The sequence below is a fragment of the Mageeibacillus indolicus UPII9-5 genome (assembly GCF_000025225.2).
In the GTDB taxonomy this organism is placed as follows: Bacteria; Bacillota; Clostridia; order Saccharofermentanales; family Fastidiosipilaceae; genus Mageeibacillus; species Mageeibacillus indolicus.
Window position 1 is genome coordinate 689,460 of the sequence record NC_013895.2, and the last position, 16,335, is coordinate 705,794.

Genomic DNA, 16,335 nt, shown 5'->3' on the forward strand with positions numbered 1-16,335 from the left:
AATAGGAGAAAGACTTGAGAATTATATTTTTAATAATAGGATTTATGTTTTTAGCCCTAGGAATTATAGGTATTTACTTGCCTCTTATGCCTGCAACACCTTTTTTATTAGTGGCTGCATATTGCTTTTCTAAAGGTTCGAAAAAATTTAATGATTATTTTATGTCAACAAAATTATATAAAGAAAGCATTCTTCCAATAAAAAATAGAAAGGGAATTACTAAGAAAAAGAAGATCAAGATATTAACTATAATCACAATTTTTATATCAATTTCATTTTGCTTAGTGAATAATCTTCATGTTTCCCTGATTTAAAACAGCCAAATAAGAAGAAAGGAAAAAAATAAGATGTTTAATAAAGATAAATTTAAAGAACTTGCAAAAGAAAGAGATAATACAGATTGGGATTATAAAATTGATAACATATGGAGTGAGATGTTATCTATGATTTTAGAAGATGATGATTCTTTTACAGAATTTATTAACTATATGAAAACAGAGATGACAGGAAATGAATATGGAACATTATCTGAAATTTCAGATGAGATTGCGGGAGAAAAACCGTCATATCAATTCATAGAAGCATACAGGCTGCTATCTGTCAAATATCCAGAGGAAACAAAAAAATGGAATATATCTGCGTTTATTGATGATGCGGAGGAGATAGTTAAACATTGTATAGAAGAAAAGTGATAGGTATCATGTGAACTATAAGATACGAATCATGTTAAAGGAATAAATGAACTGTCATAGGAAAAACCATCGTATGCATTTATTGAAGAGCATAAGGCGTTGGCTAAGACATTACAAAGAAGAAAGGAAAGAAATAAAATGTTTGATAAGAAAAAATATCAAGAACTGGTTAATGAACGAGTTAATACTGATTGGGAATTTAAAATCGATGAAATATGCAAAGAGTTGTTATTCATGATTACAGATAATGAAGTTGTATTTGATGAATTTATAGAATATATGAAATCCGAGATGACAGCAGAGGAATATGTGTATTTATCTGAAATATCTGATGAAATATCACAAAAAAAGCCTTCACACAAATTTGTGGAAGCGTATAAGTTTTTGGCAAAAAAATATCCAGCAGAAACAGAAGACTATCATATACAAAGTTTTATTGAAGTTGCAGAAGCTTGGGCAGAAGAAACCAACTAGATATTGTATCGAAAATGTTATCGTGAAGTACTTTTGAAGTATTTTCTAAGAAAGAGAGATAAAAGGATAATCAAGAGATATAAAAACAATCAAGAAATATATCTGAAATGCCTTATTTTCAATGGGCAGTAAAATTTGTATGAAGAGTTTGAATAGTTCTTATCTGCGTATAATAGTGAGATAGCTCCGGAACTTTGAACGGGCTATCTCATTGTTACCACGTAACGTATTTGTACTCCTACAAAAATAATGATAGAATGAAAAAAGGGAATGAAGTTCTCCCTTGGGCAACCTGAACCGCTTTTTAAGCTGATGACTTCTGCGATAAATTATTGCGCAGAGAGCCTCGGCTTTTTTGCGCTAAAGGAGAATTTTATGTTAACATCACTGGCTTTTATTTTTTTGATTGGCCTAGTCTTGGCGGCAATTTGCCGACAAATCAAGTTACCGCGCATCGTCGGCATACTACTTTCGGGGATTTTGCTTGGCCCATATGTACTTAATTTGCTTGACCCAGGCATCCTTGGCGTTTCCGCAGCCCTTCGACAAATGGCGTTAATTATTATTCTGCTCAAGGCGGGTCTTTCCCTTAACCCGGCTGATTTGAAAAAAGTCGGGCGCCCTGCTGTTATGATGTCTTTCGTCCCTGCAAGCTGCGAAATTCTAGCATTTTTTCTGCTTGCGCCGACACTTTTGGGCATAAACAGAACCGAGGCTCTTGTGATGGGGGCCGTACTCGGTGCGGTTTCGCCCGCAGTGGTTGTGCCGCACATGATTCAGCTAATGGATGAAAAGTACGGCACGGATAAAAGCATTCCCCAACTCATCATGGCCGGAGCTTCTTGCGATGATATTTTTGTGATAGTGTTGTTTTCGACCTTCCTAGGAATGGCCGGCGGTGGAAAAGCAAATTTAGCAAATTTAGTTAACATTCCCGTTTCGGTCATACTTGGTATTCTTCTGGGGGCAGTCACCGGTTACATATTAGGCAAGCTATTTGAAACAGCCTATGAGTATAAGCATTGTATACGAAACAGCATTAAAATAATTATTATTTTGGGCACGGCATTTATGCTAATGGCGATCGAACAATGGTTGAAGGGAGTTTTGCCTGTTTCAGGTCTTCTGGCGGTAGTTAGCATGGCTTGCGTTCTAAAAATCAAAAGCTGTGATTGTGTGTCTGAACGTCTATCAGAAAAGTTTGGCAAAATTTGGCCGGCAGCGGAGCTTCTCCTGTTTGCGCTAGTTGGTGCGGCTGTGGACATCCGATATACTTTGAATGCCGGAATTATGGCCGTGCTGATGATTTTTATTGCCTTGATTTTTCGTTCCTTCGGCGTTGCCATTTGCTTGCTCGGCACACATTTGGTCTGGAAAGAGCGTGTATTCTGTATGCTCGCTTATCTCCCGAAAGCAACTGTCCAAGCTGCCATTGGTTCCGTCCCTTTGGCTATGGGGCTGCCTTGCGGACAAATTGTGTTGTCAGTTGCTGTTCTTGCTATTTTGATCACAGCGCCGTTAGGAGCCCTGGGAATTGATGTTACGTACAAGCGCCTGCTGAATCGAGGTTAAATAACAAATGACTCACGCGTTTTATTAAGTATTTTTCAGTGGATAAAGAAAATATTTTTGTTATAATGTTAGCGTTAAATCATTAAGAAACGAGAGAAATATGAGTAAACAGATTTTAAACTTGGATTTGAGCCATGCTGGACTGATAGACGAAAAAATAGCTGTGCTGGATTTCGGCGGACAGTATAAACAATTGATCGCACGTCGCGTCAGAGAAGCCGGGGTTTACTGCGAAATTTTGCCGGCAGAGACCTCAGCCGCGACAATTGTTGCCGGAGGATATTGCGGTGTGATTTTAAGCGGGGGTCCGAACTCCGTCTATGATGAAGCCGGGATAAGCGCTGACATGGGTATCATTACTTTAGGCATACCGCTGCTGGGAATTTGCTATGGAGCTCAGTGGTTGGCTCATATTATGGGCGGCAAAGTGGTGGCGGCCGGCAAAGGTGAATACGGCAAACGTGAAGTTCAAGTTAAAGACAACGGCACGTTATTGGCTTCTGTCGCCTCGACGACACAAGTTTGGATGAGCCATCGTGACCAAATAATTTCCCTGCCGAACGGCTTCACTGTGTTGGCGGCCTCAGAAACTTGCCCGATTGCAGCTTATGCCGACGAAAAACGCAAAATTTATGGCATCCAGTTTCATCCTGAAGTCGAACATACCTTAGAAGGCAGAACAATGTTGGACAATTTTATTTATAAAGTTTGCCGCGCGAAAGGCAGCTGGTCGATGAATGATTTTGCTGGTGCCATGGTTAAAAAATTGTGTGAGGCGATAGGATCGGCAAAAGTGATTTGTGCATTCAGTGGCGGAGTTGATTCAGCGGTTGCGGCCTTGCTTGTTCATAAAGCCATCGGTAACAATCTGACGTGCATTTTCGTTGATCATGGCTTGCTACGCTTGGGCGAGTCGGAGCAGGTTATGGAAGTTTTTGGGAAAAATTACAATATGAATATTCGGCGTATTGATGCCAAACAACAGTTTTTGACTGCTTTGCAAGGTGTTGCCGACCCGGAGAAAAAACGTAAAATTATTGGCGCCGAATTTATTAAAGTATTTGAAAGAATTGCTGACGAATATCACAATGTTGATTATTTGGTACAGGGAACGATTTATCCGGACGTTATCGAAAGTGGTACGGATAAGGCGGCCGTAATCAAAAGCCATCACAACGTCGGAGGCCTGCCGGATAAGATTAATTTTAAAGCGATTATAGAGCCGTTGCGAAATCTTTTCAAAGACGAAGTACGAAAAGTCGGCATGACTTTGGGGATGCCGGAAGAATTGGCTTGGCGTCAACCATTCCCCGGACCGGGCTTGGCGGTTCGTGTTTTGGGTGAAATTACCGAAGCCAAGTTGAATATTTTGCGCGCCGCCGACGCTATTTTCCGTGAGGAAATTTTCAATTTCGGTCTGCACCGGCAAATTTCGCAGTACTTTGCCGTCCTCACACCACTTAAATCAGTGGGCGTCATGGGTGATGCACGGACTTATGACTATATTGCAGCTTTACGCGCCATCATAACTAATGATTTCATGACAGGGGAGTGGGCAAAACTGCCATGGGAGTTGCTCGAAAAGGTGAGTTACCGTATCGTAAATGAGGTCAAAGGGATTAATCGGGTTGTGTATGATGTTACAGGCAAACCGCCAGCGACGATCGAATGGGAATAACAGCAAAAAATCATAGAAATGGCTTAAAACTAGGCTTTTGAGTCTATTGAAACGAGCGACTGGGACAAAATTGGGTAAAGATTTCAAAAGTAATAAATTGAGTAATAGCTCCCAGTGGCTTTACAAGAAAATACAAAATACCGTAGCTTAGTTGTTACGGTCTTTTTGTTCTATAACTCATAAACTTGAAATTGTCTGTAAATTAAAGTGAAAAATCGTACCTAACACCAATACTACATTTTCTACTATCATAATCCCTTTTTTAAAACTATGTTAGATGTACAAAACACGGTCATTATTATCAGAATAATATATTCAAGTGCCTTATCAAGCAATAGTGTTATATCAATTACTTAGACTGCTATTGTGATTGTTCATTTATAGTTTTTTAGCAATGTTTTTCATTCATCCCCAACTATTATTTCAAATTTTGAGCATAAAACGATTGAATTTATTTCTTATCCGTTAAATTGAATTATTAATAATACTTTATTTTAAGTTTGCATTCATTAGAAGCATATTTATATCTACTTTTGTACTTACATGATTCTATTTAATAATTTTATTCGCTTCAACTCTATAATTAATTTTCGAGTTTGATCTGCATATTTATCTTTTCTATTAAAGTAAATATATGTTTTTATTATTACGATTACAATGAAAACAAGTATTAAAACTGCTATTGCTATTCCATATATTTTAACCCCATTTTGAATTAATTTTTTATCTATTAAACTACAAGCAATGATTCCTAATATCAAAGAAAACAAATTTGCTCCAAATGATGATATCGAGTTTAATATTGGATATTCTTTATGTACTTCATTTATAGGCTCCAATTCCAACTTAAAATACTCAATAACGTTAATATTTTTTTTTTTTTTTTTTTTTTTTTTTTTGATAGCCAACATTATTTTCAATTAATATTTCACATATTTCATTATCTATCATTCTAATCATTTCATTTCGATAGTTTTCTAATTTATCCATATTTTTGAACAGAAAAAATATGGTAATAAGTACTAATATGCTCCAATAAATAATCACAGGTATACTGTTCTCAAAAGGCAAGGGGTTTTACATTCATTATTACTGAAGAGGAAGAAGTAATTTGTTGGATACAAAAATAAACTTCTTTCAAAATTTAGCTCTTAAAAAATATAGTAAAAAATGCTATAATATATAAAATAACTTCATAAACCTATAATTAAGGAGTGAAAATATGAAAGTCAGTTATAATGGATTGTGGAAAGTTTTAATAGACAAAAATATGAATAAAAAAGCTTTGGCAAATGCTTGTGAATTATCTCCTGCAACTATATCCAAAATGGGCAGAGGAGAGTTTGTTAGCATGGATGTTTTATATCGTATTGGAACCAAATTAGGTATTGATTTTGGAGATATGGTTTCAATTATAGAGAAAAAGAAATAAACAAAACTTGAGGTGACAAAATGGAAGCTCAAGTTCCAATAATAATTATGGTGGCAGAAGATATATGACATATGTATTTACAGAACAAGGTATCGCCATGCTTTCTGCTGTTCTTAAAAGTGATGTAGCAGTCGAAGTCAGTATTAAAATTATGAATAGCTTTGTGGAGATGAGAAGATTTTTGATTTCCAATCAATAGCTGATTTCAAGATTGGATAGGGTTGAGTTAAAGCAATTGGAAACAGATAAGAAGCTGGAAGAAGTATTTAATTATTTAGCTACCAATACTGAGGTTAAGCAAAATATTTTTTTCGATGGGCAAATTTATGACGCGTTTAGCTTTATTGTAGGACTTGTTAAAAAGGCTAATTAAGAAATAATTTTGATTGACAACTATGTCGATGTCAACACCTTAAATATTCTTTGCAAGAAGAATAAGAGTGTAGATGTTGTAATTATGACAGCAGGAAAAGGAAATCTATCAACAAAAGATATAACGAAATTTAATGCTCAATATCCAAAGCTATCAGTTAAAACTACAACAGATTTTCACGATAGATTTTTAATCATAGATAAAGTAGAAGTTTATCATATTGGAGCTTCTATCAAAGATGCTGGTAAAAAGAGCTTTGGAATTACAAAGATAGAAGATGAAGATTTAGTTAATAGTTTGGTAAATAAAGTGAGGTAGAGTATGGCGAATTTATATAATAAAAATTTTTCAAAAAAGAAGTATAATTGTTCTGATAATTTTAATGATATGATACGACTTGTTTTGAGATAAGCAAAACAATAGGATATAATAAGAGAAAATTAAGATCAAAGATGAGTGTAGTTGAGGTTAAATAATGTTAGAAAAGAGGTTGAATCGATGGATTCACAGTATATTGGAGCAAAGTTTTATAGCAAATCGGATTTGAGCATTGGAAGGAACTTGGAAAAAGCTGAAAAAATAATTAATGTTTTTGATGAAACCAATACGGGATATACAATAAACAATATTTTGGAAATGTATAATATTTGTTTATTATTTGATTCTAAGGTTATGTTGCAGTCATGGAGTGAAGAGTACTATAGGAAATTAACCTCAGTGGCAAATAGTTTCAGACCCATAATAGGAAGATTTTTTTCTGACATTGATTACTTATGTATTAAAACTTTTTATCCTGAAACTAGCATTCACTATAGGGATTCTTTTTGGGATGTGTTTGAGACATATAAAATTTATAAAAATATATCTCCTGAAGAATTTATAAGTTTGTTAGAAATATTTAATGTTCCACTTTATATAATCTTAGAGCATAAGGACATAGTTCAATATTATAATAATGAAATTAGTGATTATATGAAGCAATCTAAGTCTAGTGCTGAGATTTTGATTTCGCATCATCTAGCAAGTAAAGAAAGAAACCATAAGATATACTATATTCCAAGTGCATTACAAACAAATCGGAGAATCAAAATAATAGAAAAGTATATTGATAGAGAAGATGCTAACCCGAATTATTTATTTCTACTTTCTAAATCTCGAGGGACAAAAGAGTTTCCTATTAGTGATAAAATTCGATTAAAGTCAAAAAGACAACATGAAAGAATTGTTGAAAAAAGCTTTGAATCTGGTACAGGATTTTCATTTGGAGCTATTGTGGGCTTTTCTAATAACAAAGAAGAGATTGATGTTTCTTATGAAGATGAATTGAATCCCAAAATTATATATAGTCGTTTATGGTTAGAAGAAAATTTAGATAATCCAACACTACTAAATAATTTCATATATCTTTTTGAATATGTAGATCGTTTTTTCAGATCAACTTTTCCATCAAATAAAAATCACATTGGAAGTCTTGAAAGATTAGTTGGCGTAAAAGGAAATAGAGAGTACGCGATTGGAGCATCCTTTATGCTTAAAGAAATGATATCTAGTATGCAAATTAGAGCATATTATAATGAACTTCATAAATTAGACAAAAGATTGGAAAATATTTTCAAGTGGTTTTTTGAAGAATACCTGAATAAAGAGTTCAAAGCAGAAGGTTTTTCTTTATTAATACCAAGTTCGGAATCATCTTTTTTGGAAAAAATGAGAACAATGTGTTCCGAGTTGGATTCAATTTTAAGACAATTTATGTTTTTTGTTAATAATGGGGAGATAGATATGGAATTATTAGAAATATCAAGAAACTCACCATTAATAGAAGATATTCCAAGTTTTTTTGTAAAAAAATATGGATACATAGTCGATACAGAATTATTAAATATTTCGTACTTATTGTTTTCGGATCAATCCGAACTAGCTTATGTTGAAAGCAAGAAAGATTATAATAATTTTGCAGATTTAATAAAGAATGAGGATATGTTATTTTCGGATTTCTTTGAGTATCAGGTTTTAAGCCTAAACTGGCTAAAAGATAAAAATATTATTCATGAAGATAAATATGGATATATACGTTTTAGAATGGAAATAGTGAGAATTTTAGAGGATTTTTATAATAATGATGTGATATGCTTATCCTATTACAAAAATAGTGATTTATTAGACGAGTTAATCACTAATAAAAAAGTTATATTTGAATCTACACTTTTTTCCAAACCAGAGCAGGATTATTTAAACTATATTCTTAATGACAGGCAATTTGATAATGGACCTGCTATTAGAAATAAGTATTTACATGGTAATAATACTCAACGCATAGAAGAACATGAAAGTGATTATTATCAATTGTTAAAGATTTTTGCTTTAATGGTTATCAAAATTAATGAAGAGTTTTGCTTAAAAGATGATTTGACAAACGATGATAATTTATAAATTTATCTGGTACTGGGACTGGGACGGGACTAAAAATCTGAAAACGTCCTATAATTAGGTAGATTTAGTGATACTACAAAAAATAGAATCCAGTATTTTGAATGGTTTGGGATATATTGGACGTTTGGAAAAGAAGAATGGGAATAATAGTTCCAAGTGGTTTACATTTGGACAAAAAAAGACCGTAGTTTTTAGACTGCGGTCTTTTGCGTAGATATTACGATGATTGATTTATTTTGACATCTCCAACGGCTACTTTCAAATGTAACAAATAATATAAACCAGATTGCAAAAGCCACTAATACAAGTGGTGTCATTTACAAGAAAGATATTGATTACTTGAGAGAAGAAATAGAAAAATTATCTACTTCATATTTTGAAATTTCTAAACCATCTTTTAAAAATTCGATAGGATCTTCTATCAGATTTAAGATTATCAATCATAATAATGATTCAACTGCTTTTGCAACTTCATGCATGCTTTCAGTTGGTTCAAAACGAGAAACTACATTTCCATCACGATCTACTAAAAACTTTGTAAAATTCCATTTGATATCTGGATTATTTTTATAATCTTTATCAATCTTTTTTAACATTACTGACATCATCAATGCTTTTGGTCCTTTTCCAAATCCAGAAAATCCTTTTTGGCTTTTTAAATACTCAAATAATGGTAAAGCATCATCACCATTTACATTGGATTTAGCCATTTGTGGGAACTTTGTACCATACTTTAGCGTGCAAAAATTAGTTATTTCTTCATCAGTTCCAGGTGTTTGACCTGCAAATTGATTACAAGGGATATCTATTATTTCAAATCCTTGGTAATGATATTTTTCAAATATTTCTTCTAATTTTTTATATTGAGGAGTAAACCCGCAACCTGTTGCTGTGTTTACTATCAATAATACTTTTCCTTTGAATTGATTTAAAGAAATATCTTCACCCTTTTGGTTTTTAACGCTATAATTATAAATTTCTGTCATATTAACCCTCCTTAAAAATTAATTTAAATATCGATTGCTTGATTAAAAACAATTAGACTATTTTTTCATTTGCTTGCATAATATTACATTTTTATATTTTGCACAAGTGCATTGGCAAAATATATTTTGTTTTTGTAATTATTTTTGAATTTTCTTTACTCTTCTCAGACTATATGTGCTATTTTGTTTTGATATCTTAATAATTTAGTTGCTAATATAATAGATAATGAAGATTCTACAAGAGAAATTAGACTAAGCACTCCGATATGCCGGAGAGCAAGATGCCTAAAAATATCCATTTCAAGAGTTAGATAGGTCATTAAGAATATTTGTCTAGCAAAATGTAGAATGTTTTGTACAGCTAGGAAAAACTTACAAAAAACAAGACCGTAGTTAAAAGCTGCGGTCTTGTTGCAATTAGAATACCTCAGATGATTTATTGTAATAAACATAGAAGAAAACCAAAATTTGTTTTGCTTAATATGGCCGGATGGACTTATTAACGCGCAAGCTTTTGAGTACTGCCATGCAAATAGAGATCAAACTTACTCCCAAAACAAGGTGACCGATACCGGCGAATCCGGCGATGATCGAGTCGGCATATACTGTATGTCCATGCGCGGCAACTTGATATATCCCTCTCAAAAGGATCGAGGCGATGAAATAGGCAAGACCTAAAATATAAACAACGTAAGACTTTTTGATATATTTTACATCTAATTTTTCAATTGTGGCCAAGAGGTAGAGGAGTAAAAAGATCACGAAACCCAAGATCAACATATGAGGATGCCCCAAAACCAATTTATTTGTGGATTGATAAGAAAACAGTTTGGTAAATTCACGATAAAAAACCCCCAAAATAAGAGCTAATTCAAGGCAGGTAAGCGAGGCTTTCAAAAAACTGTAGCGGCTGAAATTTCCGGTCTCTTCTTTGTACAGCCCGAAAATAAGAAGAATGTAGCAAACGGTTTTCGGCATCATAAAAGCACCAAAAATAGGAATAAACGGTACGAATAGAACAACGAGAGCGTAAAACAAGAAACTGCCGCCGATGAAAAGACTGCTTTGACGCAATGTAGGTAAACTTTGTTCTTGTTGCATCCAAACGATCAAAGCGATCCCCATGAGCAGAAAAGGTGCATTCCGTAACAGAGCCATGTAATACGGACTTTCGCCGCCCCAGTTATTGTTTGGCAACAAGACGAACAATATGCGCAAGGCAAACAGGGCAAAGAATATATAGCGGCGCATCGGGGTAATCTTGCCACCTTTTTCCTGATAATAAAACAAAAACAGTAGGTAAAATACACTCATTGTTAAGCCGGTAATCATTTGTCCATAAGAAAGGTAATAGGTATAAGCCGCCAAACCGCCCGGTGATAAGTGAGCATACACGCGAGGTAGAAGATGGCAGGCATCACCTGCTGCTAATAAAATTGCCATTGCGGCCAACAACTTGCGACTTTTACCTTTTTCCAATAGAGTACGCAATCCCATCCCGAACATTAAGGACAGATAAATTAAATCGAAATAGACCTCAAACAATTTAAACATAATTTATTCCTCCCATAATAAAATTAACTAATTCCTCATACTCTTTGAGAAATGTAGCTTTTCCCCACTCATTGTTGAATAATTTTTGGATTAGGTGATGCACCAAAGCCCCGATGATGCTCAGCTTCTTATCCGACATCAACTTTAAGTACTCTTCATTGCGGGGGAATTGGGCAAGATAGGCTTGACGGTCGCGCTCCAACCGTGCATTCCAAGTTAGATAGCGGTTGCGAAATAGTTTATAATTTTCTGGTTTATATATTTCTTTCGCCAAAAATTGCCCGTATTCCAATAGAGCCTGTCTTAAATTATTTGACTTAGCAGTATATATTTTTAAAAATTCCAGGTGAATAAAATCGAATTTTAAATCTAGAATGTAGAAATAAGCTTCTTCTAGACTGAAAAAATATTGGTAAAAACTTCCACGTGGGATTTCCAAGGCCTCAACAATATCTTTTACGGTGGCTTCCGACATTGTTTTAGCTTCAAACTCTTTAATTAAGGATTGGACGATTTGAGCTTTTTTGTCTTCTTTTAGGTTGAAAAAAGTAGTTTTAGGCATCTTCGCGTGAACTCCTTGTTGTGGCATTGTTAAATGACACAGTGTCATTTCCGGCTTAATATACCTCGATCGGTCGTATTTGTCAAACCACCTTAGTTGGACGACATTTTTACATGCCGCCAACCTGAATATATATTTTGCCGATAAAAGTTATTCCACGCTTATTTACTTATAATTTATCATGTTAATTAAGCCGGAAATTTGTTAAGCTGTTAGAAATTACAAGGAGTAGGGAAGACTTATGCTTGACCGAAGACTGTTGCAAATTTGTCCGGAGAGTAAACGTTTTATTGCCGGTAATATCTTTTTTCAGTGGCTGGAACTTATTTTGAGCGCTGGACTTTATTGGCTGATTGCCTCGACGATTCAATATTTTTACCTTAAATCGTCATCTGTTTTCGCTGTGGAGACGGCAGTCGGTGCGATGCTTTTTTTAATTTTTCTTCGGGTTGTAATGCGAAAAGCCGCGGCGAAGATGAGTTATCTGGCTTCGCGTAATATCAAAAAAGTTTTGCGATGCAAAATTTACGCAAAATTATTGCAACTGGGCTCAACTTGGCGCGAAACTACAAGTGCTGCTGAGTTGGTTCAGGCCGGGGTGGAGGGCGTTGAACAGCTGGAAAGCTATTTCGGTCTCTATGTGCCGCAATTATTTTATGCTTTTGTTGCTCCGCTGACTATGGCAGCCTTTTTTGCCGGTTGCGGCGGCCTAAAAATCGGGGCTGTTTTGCTTGCATGCGTGCCCTTAATACCGGTTGCAATCATTGCAGTTCAGAAATTTGCCAAACGACTTTTGCGCAAATACTGGGGACAATATACGCAACTTGGCAGTTCTTTTCTGGAAAATTTACAAGGCCTGACTACTCTGAAGACATATATGGCTGATGCCAAAAAAAATGAAGAGATGAATATTGAAGCGGAGCGGTTCCGCAAAGTTACAATGGCGGTGCTTTCGATGCAGCTGAATTCTTTAGTAATTATGGATTTGGTGTCCTACGGCGGGGCGGTTCTAGGTATTATCCTAACCGTTCAAGCATTTCGAAGTAACACAATTTCTCTTGCCGCTTGCATTTTCATGCTTTTGCTCAGTGCGGAATTTTTCTTGCCAATGCGTAGTCTAGGCAGTTTTTTCCATGTTGCCATGAACGGAATGGCGGCTGGTGAGAAAATTTTAAAGTTTTTGGATACACCGAATCCGCCTCCCAAGCAACTTTCATTGGTCGGTGGTAAGATCGTTTTGCATAACGTATCATTTTCGTATGTTGAAGGCAGAGAAGCCTTGAAGAAGGTTAATATCACAATCCCTTCGCCGTCGTTTATCGGTATTGTAGGTAAATCTGGCAGTGGCAAATCAACCTTGGCATATTTACTTAACGGCCGAAATTGCCCTGATAGCGGGGAAATAACCATAGGCGGACGGTCGATAACAGAAATATCGGTTGCTGCCTTGAAGCAAGTTGTGACTTACCTCGGAGCAGCGTCGGTGCTTTTTAAAGGAACAGTGCGGGAAAATCTTGCTTTAGCCATGACTGAGCCTGATGAACAACGCATGTGGGAGGTGCTAGAAGACTGTAGGCTGGCCGGATTCCTCAAAAATGAAGAGGGTTTGGAAACTAAGTTGACGGAGAATGCTGGTAATTTGTCCGGCGGTCAGCGACAGAGGTTGGCACTTGCCCGCGCTATTTTACATGATTCCTCAATATATTTATTCGATGAGGCTACCGGCAATATCGACAGTGAAAGTGAAAATGCGATTTTAGCTGAGATCAGGCGGCTGTCCAAGTCTAAAACCGTTATTATGATTACGCATCGTTTGGCCAATGTAGCTGAAGCTGACTGTATTTATTGCCTGGAAAATGGGAAAGTAAAGGAACAGGGCAAGCATGATGAGCTTATACGTCTTAACGGCTGTTATGCTGCTCTTTGGAAAACTCAGGTTGAACTGGAAAACTATGCACGGAGGTCGGATAATGAAAAATAATTCGAAAATAAAAACTATTTTTCGCTTGCTTAGTTTGGTAGGCCCTTTGGTTCGACGCATGGTTTTCGCGGTCGTTATGGGCACATTAGGCTTTTTAGCGGCGCAATTCATTCCCATTGTCGGAGCTTTGGCAATTTTTAGTATAGCAACCGATTCATCACGCAGCTTGGCTACACTATGGATTATTTTACCTTGCCTTGCTGTATTGCGGGCCGTTTTTCGTCTGGGTGAGCAGTGGACGAATCACTATATCGCATTTACTTTACTTGCTGTTATTAGAGACAAATTGTTTCGTGCGCTGAGAAAACTTTGTCCAGCCAAGCTTGATGTACGGGACAAAGGCGATTTAATCAGTGTTATAACCTCAGATGTTGAACTTTTGGAAGTGTTCTTTGCCCATACAATTTCCCCTGTATGCATTGCCGTACTAAGTTCTACGGTTATGTGCATATTCATAGGCAGCTTTGATCTGCGTCTTGGCCTATTGGCCTTACTTGCTTTCCTGACAGTCGGACTTATTTTGCCGGTTTTAATCGCTAAGCGCAATGGTACGACAGGGACTGAATTGCGGGCGCAGGCCGGTGACCTCTCCGCCTACATGTTGGAAAATATTCGTGGTTTAGATGAAACAATTCAATATAATTGCGGGGCACAAAGGCTGGCCGAAATGACCGCCAAAACTGAGGATTTCAGTAAAAAGCGTGGACGCCTGAGCAGCCTTGCTTCCACTAATTCGGCCTTGAGCAATTCTGTAATCTTGTTATTTGATATTGGGATGCTTATTATGTCCGGCCATCTGTATATGAACGGACAGGTTGACTTGGCCGGGTTTATCATTCCACTTGTAGCTTTAATGTCTTCATTTGGCCCTGTATCGGCCTTGGCGAATCTCGGGACAACCCTAGCTCCTACGCTCGCCGCCGCAGCCCGTGTTCTGGCTATTCAAGATGAAATTCCCGCAACGGAGGAAATTACTGGACAGCCCAAAGTCGACTTTGATGGTGCTGCGGTTAAAAGCGTGACATTTGGCTACGAAACTGAAGATATTTTAAAGGATTGTAGCCTCACTTTCCGTCCAAACAGAATAATCGGCATTGTTGGGAAGTCGGGCAGCGGTAAATCAACATTGTTGAAACTTTTAATGCGTTTCCATCAGGTCGAAAAAGGTGAAATCTTGATTTCCAATCGCAACATAAACCGAATTAATACTTCCAATCTGCGCGAAATTGAAAGCTATATGACACAGGAAACTCAGCTGTTTAAGGACACTGTCGCCAACAACATTCGCATAGGTGACTTGACAGCTACAGATGAGGAGGTCATAGCAGCGGCCAGGCAAGCAGCTTTGCATGATTTCGTCATGTCGCTTCCGCAAGGCTATGAAACTCAGGTCGGCGAGGCTGGATCAAACTTGTCCAGTGGAGAGAGACAACGTATTGGTTTGGCACGGGCATTCCTACATAAGGCCCCGTTCATGTTGCTGGATGAGCCAACGAGCAATTTGGATAGTTTAAATGAAGCTATTATCTTACGGTCTATTCAAAATGAAACCGTCGGACGAACGGTTTTGCTGGTTTCACATCGCCAATCTACAGTGAACATAGCTACGGAAGTATTTTGTATGGATAACGGGCGTATTTCTTAAAACGGGATGAAATAGAGCTAAAAATTCGGGGTTACGACCAGAAATAACATGTCAAAACTAAAAACGTTATTATATCCCTCCAATATAAAAAATGAATGGATAAGCGAACGCAATGTATAAAATTATCAACTAAAAAAGGCAACTCACAGTTGCCTTTTTTATCTGGTGCGGGAAACAGGACTTGAACCTGCACGATCTTGCGATCACTAGCACCTGAAGCTAGCGCGTCTGCCATTCCACCATTCCCGCAGCGCCCTATAATGATAACGCATTAAGCTGTTTAATGCAAGAGGTAGGCGAAAAAAGTCCGAGCAGACAGATGACAGCTGCTCGGACTTTCAGACGATAATCAGTTTCCTTTACGGAATGAGAGTACCGTCAGGTAAATTACTCTGCCAATAATTCACCGGCATTTGCTCCGGAATCAAGTGAGTAGATTTTTTCGCAGGTGAAGACAACCGCCAGCTTAGGTTTTCCCATGCGCAGTGACGGTGCTTTTTCTTCACAATCTTTGTATGGTTCTGAGCCTTCTTCAAAAATTTCAGCTGTTCCAACAAATCTGAAACCCTTCAGCTTCGGCCAATCAACCACGGCAATAGCAACCTTGGAACCGTTACGAATATCTTTGATAATTTGCTTATTGGTGTTTTCATTCCAAATAATTTGGTGATCATTGTAAACGCGGCCGGAACGTTTGGGCCCGATGTTCGGTAGATTATCTCCCGAGCAGGTGGCGATCATGCAAAGTTGTTCACCGATCATTTTCTTCATATCTTCTGTAAAAGAAACCATTTCAATACCTCGTTTTTTAATAGTAGTAGTGATTTTTGACCCTCTCCAAGGTCTTATCATTATTATACCGTATAGTGGCACCTGTTTTTGTACCATCCAATACATTTACGGAAAATTATTAAATAGCCGGACTTTTAATTAGGCTCTGATATAATCAGACT

At 36.7% G+C, this 16,335-nt stretch carries 15 protein-coding genes, 1 tRNA gene and 1 riboswitch; of the genes, 10 read left to right on the forward strand and 6 right to left on the reverse strand.

The window, feature by feature from the left end; genetic code table 11:
* Positions 1-14 precede the first annotated feature (14 nt).
* The 5 genes from HMPREF0868_RS03110 (at position 15) to guaA (ending at position 4,416) form a co-directional block, all read left to right on the forward strand.
* On the forward strand, positions 15-314 hold the full coding sequence (locus HMPREF0868_RS03110) for a YbaN family protein (RefSeq protein WP_012993245.1): 300 nt from the start codon (positions 15-17) through the stop codon (positions 312-314).
* A gap of 33 nt (positions 315-347) precedes the next feature.
* Positions 348-692 carry a hypothetical protein gene (locus HMPREF0868_RS03115; RefSeq protein ID WP_012993246.1) on the forward strand — a complete coding sequence of 115 codons (345 nt, stop codon included), beginning with the start codon at positions 348-350 and terminating at the stop codon, positions 690-692.
* A gap of 99 nt (positions 693-791) precedes the next feature.
* Positions 792-1,166: a hypothetical protein gene (locus HMPREF0868_RS03120; RefSeq protein ID WP_242821317.1), complete on the forward strand. Its 375-nt coding sequence runs from the start codon at positions 792-794 to the stop codon at positions 1,164-1,166.
* Positions 1,167-1,423: 257 nt separating this feature from the next.
* Positions 1,424-1,495, forward strand: a riboswitch (Fluoride riboswitch).
* Between the two features lie 46 nt (positions 1,496-1,541).
* Entirely contained in the window at positions 1,542-2,738 is a 1,197-nt protein-coding gene (locus tag HMPREF0868_RS03125; RefSeq protein ID WP_041705666.1) for a cation:proton antiporter, read from the forward strand.
* 100 nt (positions 2,739-2,838) lie between these two features.
* A complete protein-coding gene (guaA, locus tag HMPREF0868_RS03130; RefSeq protein ID WP_012993249.1) occupies positions 2,839-4,416 on the forward strand; it encodes a glutamine-hydrolyzing GMP synthase in 1,578 nt (525 codons plus the stop codon).
* Positions 4,417-4,955: 539 nt separating this feature from the next.
* Here the strand turns inward: guaA and HMPREF0868_RS03135 are convergent.
* Positions 4,956-5,336, reverse strand: a complete 381-nt coding sequence (locus HMPREF0868_RS03135; protein WP_157667967.1) for a hypothetical protein — start codon at positions 5,334-5,336, stop codon at positions 4,956-4,958.
* Between the two features lie 302 nt (positions 5,337-5,638).
* Between HMPREF0868_RS03135 and HMPREF0868_RS03145 the strand changes: the two genes are divergently transcribed.
* The 3 genes from HMPREF0868_RS03145 (at position 5,639) to HMPREF0868_RS03155 (ending at position 8,654) form a co-directional block, all read left to right on the forward strand.
* Positions 5,639-5,848 carry a helix-turn-helix domain-containing protein gene (locus HMPREF0868_RS03145; RefSeq protein ID WP_012993252.1) on the forward strand — a complete coding sequence of 70 codons (210 nt, stop codon included), beginning with the start codon at positions 5,639-5,641 and terminating at the stop codon, positions 5,846-5,848.
* Between the two features lie 457 nt (positions 5,849-6,305).
* Positions 6,306-6,539: a hypothetical protein gene (locus HMPREF0868_RS08650; RefSeq protein WP_242821318.1), complete on the forward strand. Its 234-nt coding sequence runs from the start codon at positions 6,306-6,308 to the stop codon at positions 6,537-6,539.
* Positions 6,540-6,719: 180 nt separating this feature from the next.
* Positions 6,720-8,654 carry a hypothetical protein gene (locus tag HMPREF0868_RS03155; RefSeq protein WP_012993256.1) on the forward strand — a complete coding sequence of 645 codons (1,935 nt, stop codon included), beginning with the start codon at positions 6,720-6,722 and terminating at the stop codon, positions 8,652-8,654.
* Positions 8,655-9,094: 440 nt separating this feature from the next.
* Here the strand turns inward: HMPREF0868_RS03155 and HMPREF0868_RS03160 are convergent, their stop codons facing one another.
* The 3 genes from HMPREF0868_RS03160 to HMPREF0868_RS03170 all read right to left on the reverse strand — a co-directional run bounded on the left by HMPREF0868_RS03160 (position 9,095) and on the right by HMPREF0868_RS03170 (position 11,756).
* Positions 9,095-9,640, reverse strand: a complete 546-nt coding sequence (locus HMPREF0868_RS03160) for a glutathione peroxidase (protein ID WP_012993257.1) — start codon at positions 9,638-9,640, stop codon at positions 9,095-9,097.
* A gap of 477 nt (positions 9,641-10,117) precedes the next feature.
* On the reverse strand, positions 10,118-11,194 hold the full coding sequence (locus HMPREF0868_RS03165; RefSeq protein ID WP_012993258.1) for a DUF2871 domain-containing protein: 1,077 nt from the start codon (positions 11,192-11,194) through the stop codon (positions 10,118-10,120).
* Positions 11,187-11,756 carry a TetR/AcrR family transcriptional regulator gene (locus HMPREF0868_RS03170; RefSeq protein WP_012993259.1) on the reverse strand — a complete coding sequence of 190 codons (570 nt, stop codon included), beginning with the start codon at positions 11,754-11,756 and terminating at the stop codon, positions 11,187-11,189. The genes HMPREF0868_RS03165 and HMPREF0868_RS03170 overlap by 8 nt, the downstream gene beginning before the upstream one ends.
* Positions 11,757-11,997: 241 nt before the next feature.
* On the opposite strand from HMPREF0868_RS03170, the gene HMPREF0868_RS03175 reads away from it, so the two are divergent.
* Both HMPREF0868_RS03175 and HMPREF0868_RS03180 read left to right on the forward strand, forming a co-directional pair.
* Positions 11,998-13,737 (forward strand): ABC transporter ATP-binding protein/permease, encoded by a 1,740-nt coding sequence (locus tag HMPREF0868_RS03175; protein WP_012993260.1) that lies wholly within the window; start codon positions 11,998-12,000, stop codon positions 13,735-13,737.
* A complete protein-coding gene (locus tag HMPREF0868_RS03180) occupies positions 13,727-15,382 on the forward strand; it encodes an amino acid ABC transporter ATP-binding/permease protein (RefSeq protein WP_012993261.1) in 1,656 nt (551 codons plus the stop codon). Before HMPREF0868_RS03175 ends, HMPREF0868_RS03180 begins: the two co-directional genes overlap by 11 nt.
* A 163-nt stretch (positions 15,383-15,545) precedes the next feature.
* On the opposite strand, the gene HMPREF0868_RS03185 is transcribed toward HMPREF0868_RS03180, so the two are convergent.
* Both HMPREF0868_RS03185 and HMPREF0868_RS03190 read right to left on the reverse strand, forming a co-directional pair.
* A tRNA-Leu gene (locus tag HMPREF0868_RS03185) sits at positions 15,546-15,631 on the reverse strand.
* 138 nt (positions 15,632-15,769) lie between these two features.
* On the reverse strand, positions 15,770-16,174 hold the full coding sequence (locus HMPREF0868_RS03190; protein ID WP_012993262.1) for a pyridoxamine 5'-phosphate oxidase family protein: 405 nt from the start codon (positions 16,172-16,174) through the stop codon (positions 15,770-15,772).
* Positions 16,175-16,335 lie beyond the last annotated feature (161 nt).

What these genes read in the sequence shown, in the direction of transcription:
- HMPREF0868_RS03115 (WP_012993246.1), top strand. Translation starts at nt 348, where the DNA reads ATGTTTAATAAAGATAAATTTAAAGAACTTGCAAAAGAAAGAGATAAT.
- HMPREF0868_RS03125 (WP_041705666.1), top strand. Translation starts at nt 1,542, where the DNA reads ATGTTAACATCACTGGCTTTTATTTTTTTGATTGGCCTAGTCTTGGCG.
- guaA (WP_012993249.1), top strand. Translation starts at nt 2,839, where the DNA reads ATGAGTAAACAGATTTTAAACTTGGATTTGAGCCATGCTGGACTGATA.
- HMPREF0868_RS03145 (WP_012993252.1), top strand. Translation starts at nt 5,639, where the DNA reads ATGAAAGTCAGTTATAATGGATTGTGGAAAGTTTTAATAGACAAAAAT.
- HMPREF0868_RS08650 (WP_242821318.1), top strand. Translation starts at nt 6,306, where the DNA reads ATGACAGCAGGAAAAGGAAATCTATCAACAAAAGATATAACGAAATTT.
- HMPREF0868_RS03155 (WP_012993256.1), top strand. Translation starts at nt 6,720, where the DNA reads ATGGATTCACAGTATATTGGAGCAAAGTTTTATAGCAAATCGGATTTG.
- HMPREF0868_RS03160 (WP_012993257.1), bottom strand. Translation starts at nt 9,640, where the DNA reads ATGACAGAAATTTATAATTATAGCGTTAAAAACCAAAAGGGTGAAGAT.
- HMPREF0868_RS03165 (WP_012993258.1), bottom strand. Translation starts at nt 11,194, where the DNA reads ATGTTTAAATTGTTTGAGGTCTATTTCGATTTAATTTATCTGTCCTTA.
- HMPREF0868_RS03170 (WP_012993259.1), bottom strand. Translation starts at nt 11,756, where the DNA reads ATGCCTAAAACTACTTTTTTCAACCTAAAAGAAGACAAAAAAGCTCAA.
- HMPREF0868_RS03175 (WP_012993260.1), top strand. Translation starts at nt 11,998, where the DNA reads ATGCTTGACCGAAGACTGTTGCAAATTTGTCCGGAGAGTAAACGTTTT.
- HMPREF0868_RS03180 (WP_012993261.1), top strand. Translation starts at nt 13,727, where the DNA reads ATGAAAAATAATTCGAAAATAAAAACTATTTTTCGCTTGCTTAGTTTG.
- HMPREF0868_RS03190 (WP_012993262.1), bottom strand. Translation starts at nt 16,174, where the DNA reads ATGGTTTCTTTTACAGAAGATATGAAGAAAATGATCGGTGAACAACTT.